This window comes from Streptosporangiales bacterium, assembly GCA_009379825.1.
Taxonomy (GTDB): domain Bacteria; phylum Actinomycetota; class Actinomycetes; order Streptosporangiales; family WHST01; genus WHST01.
In genome coordinates this window covers 1-10,653 of the sequence record WHTA01000124.1, presented here as the reverse complement: position 1 = coordinate 10,653, position 10,653 = coordinate 1, and the positions used below count along the sequence as shown (strand labels likewise).

The 10,653-nt window shown below is 68.3% G+C and carries 11 protein-coding genes; 9 read left to right on the top strand and 2 right to left on the bottom strand.

The window, feature by feature from the left end; genetic code table 11:
• Window positions 1–102 precede the first annotated feature (102 nt).
• Both GEV07_29545 and GEV07_29540 read right to left on the bottom strand, forming a co-directional pair.
• Entirely contained in the window at window positions 103–288 is a 186-nt protein-coding gene (locus tag GEV07_29545; GenBank protein ID MQA06672.1) for a hypothetical protein, read from the bottom strand.
• Between the two features lie 157 nt (window positions 289–445).
• Window positions 446–1,273, bottom strand: coding sequence for a helix-turn-helix domain-containing protein (locus tag GEV07_29540; protein MQA06671.1), 828 nt, complete (start codon window positions 1,271–1,273; stop codon window positions 446–448).
• 102 nt (window positions 1,274–1,375) lie between these two features.
• On the opposite strand from GEV07_29540, the gene GEV07_29535 reads away from it, so the two are divergent.
• The 9 genes from GEV07_29535 to GEV07_29495 all read left to right on the top strand — a co-directional run.
• On the top strand, window positions 1,376–2,590 hold the full coding sequence (locus tag GEV07_29535) for a CoA transferase (protein MQA06670.1): 1,215 nt from the start codon (window positions 1,376–1,378) through the stop codon (window positions 2,588–2,590).
• 4 nt (window positions 2,591–2,594) lie between these two features.
• Window positions 2,595–3,386 (top strand): enoyl-CoA hydratase, encoded by a 792-nt coding sequence (locus GEV07_29530; GenBank protein ID MQA06669.1) that lies wholly within the window; start codon window positions 2,595–2,597, stop codon window positions 3,384–3,386.
• Window positions 3,387–3,407: 21 nt separating this feature from the next.
• Window positions 3,408–4,793, top strand: a complete 1,386-nt coding sequence (locus GEV07_29525) for an MmgE/PrpD family protein (GenBank protein MQA06668.1) — start codon at window positions 3,408–3,410, stop codon at window positions 4,791–4,793.
• Complete coding sequence (locus GEV07_29520; GenBank protein ID MQA06667.1) at window positions 4,790–5,275, top strand: hypothetical protein; 486 nt, start codon at window positions 4,790–4,792, stop codon at window positions 5,273–5,275. The genes GEV07_29525 and GEV07_29520 overlap by 4 nt, the downstream gene beginning before the upstream one ends.
• Window positions 5,276–5,356: 81 nt before the next feature.
• A complete protein-coding gene (locus GEV07_29515; protein ID MQA06666.1) occupies window positions 5,357–6,919 on the top strand; it encodes a tripartite tricarboxylate transporter permease in 1,563 nt (520 codons plus the stop codon).
• 31 nt (window positions 6,920–6,950) lie between these two features.
• On the top strand, window positions 6,951–7,955 hold the full coding sequence (locus GEV07_29510) for a hypothetical protein (GenBank protein MQA06665.1): 1,005 nt from the start codon (window positions 6,951–6,953) through the stop codon (window positions 7,953–7,955).
• Window positions 7,939–9,399: an MmgE/PrpD family protein gene (locus GEV07_29505; GenBank protein MQA06664.1), complete on the top strand. Its 1,461-nt coding sequence runs from the start codon at window positions 7,939–7,941 to the stop codon at window positions 9,397–9,399. The genes GEV07_29510 and GEV07_29505 overlap by 17 nt, the downstream gene beginning before the upstream one ends.
• Window positions 9,396–10,124 carry an SDR family oxidoreductase gene (locus tag GEV07_29500; GenBank protein ID MQA06663.1) on the top strand — a complete coding sequence of 243 codons (729 nt, stop codon included), beginning with the start codon at window positions 9,396–9,398 and terminating at the stop codon, window positions 10,122–10,124. The genes GEV07_29505 and GEV07_29500 overlap by 4 nt, the downstream gene beginning before the upstream one ends.
• Before the next feature lie 88 nt (window positions 10,125–10,212).
• On the top strand, window positions 10,213–10,653 hold a 441-nt coding region (locus GEV07_29495; protein MQA06662.1), incomplete at its 3' end, for a universal stress protein.

Genomic DNA, 10,653 nt, shown 5'->3' with positions numbered 1-10,653 from the left:
TTTATCTCACGCAACACGCCGGCTATAAAGTCAAGATTCGGTTATTACAAGAAATCCGGCGCGTCCCGGAAACGCCGAATAGCAGCCACTACAAGAGCCACGTCAACACACCGCGAGTGTCACGAAATTTGTGCCAGAACCGGATTCCGCGGCGACGTCGCACACGCGGAGCTCGCCCGCGCACAGGTACGCCACCAGCCTTCCTTCGGCGACGATGGTCGGATCGTGCGGTTCGCCGACGGTGAACCGCTTGGTGCGGGCAACTTGGCGTGGCAGGTCCTCGATCATGAATCTCCCCAGGCGAAGCGAGACGCGCCGACGTCCGGGCAGGCCGAACCTGCCCGTCGGCTTCGGTGAACGCGCGAAACTGAGCGCAGAAACAGCGAAAGCCCACCACGCGAGCTAGAGCGCGTAGCGGGCCGCTGTCGGCAGAGAGTCTAGCAGTTCAGCTCGCCTGATCACGATCGTCCGCGGCATGCCTGGCACGGACGAGCTCGTCCCTCGCACCGAGCAACTCAGAGACCGCCCACGCGGACGCGCGCACGCGCGGACCGAGCGTACGCAACCGCGCCGCAGGCATCCGGATCTCCGGGCCGGTCAGGCTCAGGCATCCCACGACCGCACCGGTGTGGTCGAAGATGGCCGCAGCGACGGTATGGATGCCCGGTGTCCGCTCGGCATAGGAGAGCGCGTAGCCGGTCCGCCGTGCCTCCTCGGTCTCCACCCGCAGCGCGCCGGCGTCGACCATGGTCGCGGGTGTCACCTTGCGCAGCGGCCGCCGCAGGATCGCCTCCTTGCGGTCCGGCTCGAGGAACGCCACGAGGATCTTGCCCGGCGCTCCGTACGGCAGCGGTATCGGCACGCCAAGCTCGGTGTACGTGCGCCGCAGCGGGTGGTGGCTCTCGACCTGGTCGACCACGACCCGCTCGTCGTCGGGCAACAGCATGTGCAGGCCGACGGTCTCCTCTTCCGCGTCACGCAACGCGGTCATCGCGGGCAGTGCGGCCTCGCGCAGTGACGGTGCGACCGCACCGCTGCGCGCCAGCTGCAGGAGGAGCGGGCCGAGCGCGTAGCGCCTGTCGGCCGTCTGCCGGACGAGTTGGTTGTGTTGCATCGCGACGAGCAGCCGATGCGTCGTGCTGGTGGACAACCCGGTCTTCCGCGCGATGTCGGAGATGCCCAACGTCGGTGTCTTCGCGCTGAAAGAGCGCAGGATGCTCGCTGCCCGATCGATCGACTGCACACCGGGAGCCCGCTTGGTCGTGTCGGCCATGAGCTCTCCCTGCGGTAAGTGTCGACACTCTTGACAGCACGTTCTCACGAACGTAGCTTGTCCGCAACACGAGAAGCTATCCCGTATAGTGGGAAGAGGCCAATGCTCCCTCTCGACGGTTTCCGGGTACTCGATCTCACCCGGTTCCTCTCCGGCCCTTACTGCACAATGGTTCTGGCCGAACTCGGCGCTGACGTCGTGAAGATCGAGCGGTTTCCCGACGGTGACGATGGCCGAAGGCTCGCACCGAAGGTCAACGGCGAGAGCTACCCGTTCGGCATGCCCAACCGGAGCAAGCGAAGCATCGGGCTGGACCTCAAGCAGCCCGCGGGACGCGACGTGTTCCTCCGCATGGTCGAGAACGCCGACCTGGTCGTCGAGAACTTCCGGCCGGGCGTGACCGGCAGGTTGGGTATCGACTACGAGGCAGTCCGTGCGGTGCGCCCGGACATCCTCTACTGCTCGATCAGCGGTTTCGGCCAGACCGGACCGTACCGCGACCGGCCCGGCTTCGACATCATGGCGCAAGGGATGGTCGGCTTCCTCCGCATGACCGGCCACCCGGACGGCAACCCGGCCAAGGTCGGCATCGCCGTCAACGACATCGCCGCCGGCGCCACGGCGATCTACTCGATCCTCGCGGCCCAGCTGGTTCGACAGCAGACCGGCACCGGCCAGTACATCGACGTCTCGCTCGTCGAGGCCGGGCTCGCCTGGACGGTATGGGAGTCCGGCGCGTACTTCGCCAGCGGCGAGGAACCGGCGCCGGCGGGCACCAGGCACCGCAGGTCGACGCCGTACCAGGCGTACCGCACTGCGGACGGCTACGTCACCATTGGCGCCAACACAGAGCGGCTCTGGCAGCAGCTGGTCAAGGACGTGCTCCTGCGGCCGGAATGGCTGACCGACGCACGCTTCGCCACGCTGCCCGACCGGATGACGAACATCGACGAGCTCGAGCGCGAGATCGAGGCGATCACCTCGCAGAAGACCACGGCCGAGTGGCTCGAGGTCCTCGACCGCACCGGCGTACCGGGCGGCCCGGTCTTCACCTACGACGAGGCACTCAACGACGAGCACATCCGCTCCCGCGGCATGGTCGTCGACCTCGAACACCCGATCATCGGGCCGATGCAGACCATCGCCCCGCCGACGAAGTTCAGCGACCTCGACGTCTCCGTACGCGGGCCCGCGCCGTGGCTCGGCCAGCACACCGACGCGGTACTGCGTGAGAACGACGTCGGCGACGACGAGATCGCACAGCTCTACGACGACGGCGTCATCTACGACGCCCATCCTGAACTACGTGGGAGGTAGTCCCTTGTCCAACGACCTCGTGGTCGAGCGCTCAGGCGCCGACAAGGAAGTGGCCACGCTGGTACTCAACCGGCCGGACAGTCGCAACGCGATCCGGCTCGGCATGTACGAAGAGCTCCCCGGGATCGTCGCGGAGCTCGACACCGATCCGACGGTCAAGGTCGTGGTGGTCCGCGGCGCGGGACAGAAGGCCTTCGCGTCGGGCGCCGACATCAGCGAGTTCGAAGAGGTACGCGGCAACAAGGAGAGCGCCAAGGCGTACAACCTCCGCGTCGAAGCGGCCGAACGGGCACTCGAAGGCCTGCGCAAGCCGACCATCGCCATGATCCACGGGTACTGCGTCGGCGGTGGCTGCGGACTCGCGCTCGCCTGTGACCTCCGCTTCGCCGACGAACGTGCCAGGTTCGCCATCACGCCAGCCAAGCTCGGCCTCGTGTACAGCCTGGACTCCACCAAGCGACTCGTCGACACCGTCGGCCCGTCGCGGGCGAAGTGGATCCTGATGTCCGGCGAGCTGCTCGCCGCTCAGCGCGCGCTGCAGCTCGGCCTGGTCGACGAGCTCACCACTCCCGACGAGCTCGAGCAGCTCACCTACGACTTCGCCGAGATCGTCTGCAGCCGCGCCCAGTTCAGTGTCCGCTCGGCGAAGACGATCGTCCGCCGCGTCCTTCGCGGCCAGACCGAGGACGACGACGACACCCGCGACATCCGCAACTCGTCGTTCGACACGGGGGACTACGCGGAAGGTGTTCGCGCCTTCCTGGAGAAGCGCCCACCGCACTTCACCTGGTCATGACGGAATGGGCGAGGTGTCGAGATGTCCCTCACCGAGTACGTAGCTGATTTCACCCTCGACCTCCGATTCGACGACATTCCCACCGCTGTGCGCGAGGCAGCGGTCGAGCACGTGCTCGACGGCTACGGCCTCGCGCTCAGCGGCACGGCCGAGGAGAGCCACCGGATCATGCGCGGCTACGCCGGCCGGGCCGCCTGCGCGCCCGAGGCAACCGTCCTCGGCACCAGTGTCCGCACGACAGCGGACCTCGCCGCGCTGGCCAACGGCCTGTCGATCCACGCGATGGACTACGACGACACGCAGCTCTCCACCGACCCGGAGAGCGTGTACGGCCTGCTGACCCATCCGACCGCGCCCGTGCTCGCGGCCACGTCCGCCGTCGCCGAGCTGGTCAACGCCTCCGGACGTGACCTGTTGACCGCCTACGTGGCGGGCGTCGAGGTCGCCTGCCGCACCGCGGACGCGTCGAACCCCAGGCACTACCACGACGGCTTCCACTCCACCGGCACGTTCGGCGCCATCGGCGCCGTCGCGGGGGCAGGGAAGCTGCTCGGCCTCTCCCCCGTCCAGCTGCGCCACGCGCTCGGCATCGCCGCCAGCCTCTCCGGCGGGTACCGGGAGAGCTTCGGCACCATGACGAAACCGCTCCATGCGGGCAAGGCCGCGGAGGCCGGCGTCGTCGCCGCGCGCCTCGCTGCGGACGGCTTCACCGCAGCAACGAACATCCTCGAGGCGAAGCGCGGCATGTACGCCGCTGCCAGCGGTGGCTACCAGCCGCAGCGGATCGACGGCACGCTCGGCGCACCGTTCTTCTTCGCCGACCCCGGGATCTCCATCAAGCCGTACCCGTCCGGTTCGCTGTCGCACCCCGGTCAGGACGCCGTGCTTGCACTCGTACGCGAGCACGACGTCGCACCCGACGACGTCGTGGAGGCGACGGCGGGCACCAACTCGGCGATGCCGAACGCGCTGATCTACCGCACCCCCACCACGGCGCTCGAAGCGAAGTTCTCCTTCCCGTTCTTCCTCGCCATCGCGATCCTGCGCCGGAAGGTGGGGATCGCGGAGTTCCACGACGACGTGGTCCGCAGTGCCGAGGTGCAGGAGATGGTGCAACGCTGTCACCACGTCGTGGACGACGAGATGGAGGCGGCGGGCTTCCAGCACATGAGCACCCGCGTCACCGTCAGGCTGCGCGACGGGCGGGTGCTCGAACGGGTCGAGTCGTACGCCACCGGGCACCCGGAGAAGCCGATGCCGCGTACCCAGCTGGAGGCCAAGTTCCTCGAGTGCGCCGAGCTCGCCGTTCCCGAGGACACGGCACGGCACGTCGCGGCCCGCATCTGGGACCTCGACGAGGTCGACGACATCGCCAAGCTCCACGCGTTGATGGGTGGTCCACGATGAACAGAGTCACCACGCTGCGCCGGGTCGACATGATCAGCGGTGCAGTGCTCGTCGTCTTCGGCATCTTCGTCATCGCGCAGAGCCTGCAGCTCGACTTCTACATCGACGACACGCCGGGGCCAGGGTTCTTCCCGTTCCTGCTCGGCACCGCGCTGGCACTCTCGGGTGCGATCCTCACCGCGACCCGCCTGATCCGCCCCAAGATCGGCAACGAGGACCTGAAGCTGCCGAGCCGGCCGGATGCAGCCAGATCTCTGGGTCTCTGGGTGAGCGTGTTCCTCGCGTCGTTGCTCATCGGCTGGCTGGGCTTCGCGGTCACCGCGCTGCTCCTAGTCGCCGTGATCCTCTTCGTCATCGAGCGCCGCCGCGGGTGGGTGCCCGTGGTCGTGACCATCACGATCCCCGCACTCACCTGGCTGCTCTTCGGCTGGTTGCTCCAAGTGCAGTTGCCCACCGGCTTGTTCGGGTTGATCGGGTCCTGAGCCCACGGAGTTGATGACAGTGCTGTCGAGCCAGAACCTGCGACGGAGGCAAGCGTCGTGACCGAGGCATTGCAAGGAATCATGACCGGGTTCGCCACGGCGTTCACGCTCACCAACTTGTTCTGGGTGTTGTTCGGAGCCACTGCGGGCACCCTCATCGGTGTGCTACCCGGGCTCGGCACCCCGGCGACGATCGCCATCCTGCTGCCGCTGTCGGTCAACCTCGAGCCGGCGACCGCACTCATCATGATGGCCGGCATCTACTACGGCTCGAAGTACGGCGGCTCCACGACGTCCATCCTGCTCAACATCCCGGGCGAGGACGCCTCGGTCGTCACGGCGATCGACGGGTACCAGATGGCCAAACAGGGACGCGCCGGTCCCGCACTCGGCATCGCGGCCATCGGCTCGTTCATCGCCGGCACCTTCGGCCTCATCGGCCTGACGTTCCTCGCCCCCGCCGTTGCCGAGATGGCGGTCATCTTCGGTCCCCCGGAGTACACGGCTCTGATGGCGCTCGGCCTGAGCATGGTGCTGCTGCTCGCCGGCCGCTCGAAGCTCAAGGCGTTGATCGCCGCCCTCGGCGGCTTCCTGCTCTCCACCATCGGCATCGACCTGTTCTCCGGTGCCACCCGCTTCACCGGCGGCAGGATGGAGCTCGCCAACGGCGTCGAGTTCGTCGCCCTCTGCATCGGCCTGTTCGCCATCGGCGAGGTCATGGTCAACCTGGAGAACAGGTCGGGACAGACGTTCTTCAAGGTGCCGAGCAAGCTCAGGGAGCTGTTCCCCAACCGCAAGGACCTGGTCGCCTCATCCGGGGCGATCGGGCAGGGCACCGTCGTCGGCTTCTTCGTCGGCGCCCTGCCTGGCGCGGGCTCCACGGTGGCCTCGTTTGTCTCCTACACGCTCGCCAAGCGCCTCTCGCGCCACCCGGAGCAGTTCGGCAGGGGCTCCATCGCGGGGGTCGCTGCGCCCGAGGCGGCGAACAACTCGGCCACCGCGGGATCGTTCGTACCGCTGCTGACACTCGGCATCCCGGGATCGGCGAGCACCGCCATCATGCTCGGTGCGCTCTTCCTGTACGGCCTGCAGCCCGGCCCGATGTTCTTCACCGAGAACCCCGACGTGGTCTGGCCGATCATCGCGAGCATGTACATCGGCAACCTCGTGCTGGTGCTGCTGAACCTGCCGCTTGTGCCGGTGTTCGCGAGCATCCTCCGCATCCCGTACTACATCCTCTATCCCGGCATCATCGTCATCTCTATCGTCGGCGTGTACAGCATCAACAAGTCGTTGTTCGACATCGTGCTGCTCGCCTTGTTCGGCCTGCTCGGCTACGTGATGCGCAAGACGGACTTCCCGACCGCACCCATGGTGCTGGCGTTCGTCCTCGGCCCGCTGTTCGAGCAGTCGATGCGCCGATCCTTCGTGATCTCGCAGGGGGACCCCACCATCTTCGTCACGCGACCCTGGGCCGCCGTCTTCCTGCTTGTCGCGGTAGCGCTGTTCGTCGGCCCGATGCTCGCGCGCAGAAGGAACAACGAAACCGACAGTTCCGATTCGTCACCGGAAACGCCTACCGAGAAGGAAGAACCGGCGGCAGCTGACCTAGATGCCGTAACCGACGAACCTAACAAGCGCTGATTCAGCGACGAAGAGCGCAAAGGAGGTTGGCATGTCCGACTCTCGATTGGTGCGCGTAGTGGTGTCCGGCATCCTCGTGGTGCTGCTCACCGCAGCGTGTGGTCTCCAGCCCGACTCGGGCTCGGAGAATGGAAAGGACTTCGAACCAACGAAACCGGAGTTCCTCGTGCACACCGGTCCTGGGGGTGGCAGCGACCTGTTCGTACGCGACGTCATCGCGATGATGCGCAAGGAAAAGCTCATCGAAACGAACTGGCCGGTCCGCAACGAGAAGGCCGGTGAGGGCGCGGGCGCGATGTCGTACCTGATGGGCAAGAAGGGCGATACCGACACCATCTCGGCGATGACCACCACGTGGATCACCACGCCGCTGACGATCGAGGGCGCCAGCGTCACCACGAAGGACCTCACCGCGGTCGCCGGGTTGATCAACGAGCCCGAGATCATGGCGGTGCCGGCGGACTCGCCGTACGACTCGCTGAGCGACTTCATCGAGGACGCGAAGAAGAAGCCGGGCAAGCTGGTGCAGACCGGCGGCTCGACGACCGAGGTGGGCGCACTCAACGGTGCGGCACTGCAGGCAGAGACCGACACCAAGTGGAAGTTCCTCTCCTTCGAGGAGGTCGGCCAGCGGGTCACCGCTCTGCTCAACGGTGACGCGGACATGATGTTCGGTGCTGCGACGGACTTCGCGTCGCAGGTGAAGGCGGGCAAGCTGAAGGTCATCGGCACCATCAGCCCGACGCCGTCGCCGCTCTACCCGGACGCTCCGACCACGGAGGACGAGGGGTACGAGACCGAGCTGGTCGCCCAGGTCCGCGGGATCATGGCACCGCCCGGCATGCCGAAGGAAGCGGTCACGTACTACCAGGAGCTCTTCACCAAGCTGCTGGAGACCAAGGCATGGAAGGACTACGCCAAGAAGAACGGCCTCGTCACCAAGCTGCTCACCGGCAAGAAGTGGGAGAAGTACCTCGCCGAACAGAACGCACTGGTCAAGGAGACGCTGAAGACGGCGGATCTCGGCAAGGGCTGACCCGCACAGGCATCTGCCGGTGTCGGCCCGCGGTAGCACCCGCGCGGGCCGGCACCGGCGGGCTCGTCGACGACAGGAGGATCGCTGCGTGAGCGCCACCGGCAGACTCGCGGAGTTCGTGGCCGGCCTCGACGCGCACGGCATACCGGACGCGGTACTGCACCAGGCGAAGCGCTGCCTCATCGACTGGCTGGGCGTCAGTCTCGCCGGCAGCGCCGACCCGTCCGCAGCCGTCGTCCGTGCCGTCGGCGAGGAGCTCGACACCGACGGCACGGCGACGGTGCTCGGCGCCGGGCGCAGGGCCGGGCTCCTCACCGCGGCACTCGCCAACGGCTACGCCGCACATGTGCTCGACTACGACGACACCTACAACCCGGCAAGGACCACCGTGCACGGCAGTGCACCTGTCTGGCCGGTCGTGCTGGGGCTGAGCGAGCGCACCGCGGTCACCGGGTCCCGTGCCCTCGCCGCGTTCGTCGCCGGCTTCGAGACCGAGGTCAGGATCGCCCGCGCCGCCGGGCCAGCGCACTACGAGCAGGGCTGGCACGTCACCGGTACGGTCGGCCACTTCGGTGCGGCAGCAGCCGCCGCCAACCAGCTCGGGCTCGACGCCGACCAGGTCGCGCACGCGTTCGGCGCGGCCGGTACCCAGGCCGCCGGCCTCAAGGGCGTCTACGGGAGCATGGGCAAACCGCTGCACCCGGGCAAGGCGGCCATGGACGGCCTGCTCGCCGCGCTGCTCGCCCGCCGCGGCTTCACCGCGTCCACCACCGTCCTCGACGACCGGCGCGGGTTTCTGCAGGTGCTCTCCCCCGACCCGGACATCGGGTACGTCACCGAGGCACTCGGCGAGACCTGGACCCTGCCGGACAACGGCTTCAAGCCGTACGCCTGCGGCTCGCTGACGCACCCGACCATCGAGGCCGTCGTCGACCTGCGCGCCGAGCACGGCTTCCGTCCGGAGCACGTCGCGTCCATCCAGGCCACGGTCAACGACTACGTGTCCTGGGTGACCGGCAAGCCCACGCCGGCGACCGGGCTGGAAGGCAAGTTCAGCATCTTCCACTGCGCCGCCGTGGCCGCTCTGGACGGCGCCGCGAGCATCCGCCAGTTCACCGACGAACGGGTGACCGACCCTGCGGTCGTGGAGATGCGCGACCGGGTGACCATCACCGTCGACGACGAGCTGCCGAAGGACGCCGCGTCGGTCACCGTCGTACTCGAGGACGGGCGACGGTTGACGCGGGAGGTGCGGCACAACAAGGGCACCCCGGCCAAGCCGATGACCGACGACGAGATCGAGGCCAAGTTCCTCGACCTCGCCGGCGACTGCCTCGGGCCGGACACCGCACGCCGACTGGTCGACATCTGCTGGCACGTGGAGACCCGCGACAGCGTCGCGGAGATCGCGCGGCTGGCCGCAGGGAACGAGGTGCGCCGGTGAGCCAGCAACCGGTAGCCGTCGTCACCGGAGGGGGCCGCAACATCGGCCGTTCGATCGCGCTCGAGCTGGCCCGCTGGGGCGCGGACGTGGTCGTGCTCGTACGGGCCAACCGCGCCGAGGCGGAGAGCGTCGCGGCGGAGGTGCGCGCCGAGGGCCGAAGGGCGCAGGTCGCGGTCGCCGACGTACGGGACCGCGACGCCGTGGCCGCAGCCGTCGCGGACGCGTGCACCCTGGGTCCGCCGACCATCCTCGTGAACAACGCCGCCATCCGGGTCGAGCGACCGTTCCTCGAGCTGACCGACACCGACTGGCGCGAGGTGACGAGCGTCATCGTGGACGGCGCGTTCGTGTGCGCGCAGCAGGTGCTCCCGCACATGCTCGACGCGGGGCACGGCCGGATCGTCAACATCGCAGGCGTCACCGGCCAGACCGGAGCCGCGCACCGCGCCCACGTCGTCACCGCGAAAGCTGGCCTGATCGGCCTCACCAAGGCGCTCGCCGCCGAGTACGCCGCCGACGGCGTCACGGTGAACGCCGTCTCTCCCGGCATGATCGACACCACCAGGCTGCACGGCACCCCGCAGCACCACGCCGGGCGCACGCCGCCGGTGGGCCGGCTCGGCAACCCGCAGGAGATCGCGGCGGCCGTGCGTTACCTGGTCTCCCCCGACGCCGGCTACGTCACCGGACAGACGATCAACGTCAACGGCGGCGTGCTGACCTGACCGAAACGCCCACCTGCCGGCGCCTCCCCCGGCACACTGGGAACCGTGCCCGAAGAGCGTGGCCAACCAGTACGGGAGGAACGAACCGATGGCACAGGAACCGGCGCCGATCGTGGTGGGTATCGACGGCTCGGAGGACGGCCTGCAGGCGGTGCGGTGGGCGGCCCGCGAGGCGGCGTTGCGCGGCCACGCGCTGCGTATCGTGCACGCCTTCATCTGGCCGATGATGAACGTCCCGCTCGGGCCGAGCCCGGTCGGGCCGCAGGAGGGCGGGCTGCGCCACGAGGCCGAGGGCTTCGTCGGCGAGGCGATCGCCCTCGCCCGCTCCACCGCACCGGACGTGGCGATCACGGGAGACATCGTGACCGGGTCGGCCGTACCGACGCTGGTGGACGAGTCGCACCACGCCGAGCTGGTCGTCGTGGGTAGCCGCGGCCTCGGTGGGTTCAGCGGGCTGCTGGTCGGCTCCGTCGGTGTCGGCACCGCCGCGCACGCGTCGTGCCCGGTGGTGATCGTCCGCGGCGTGCCG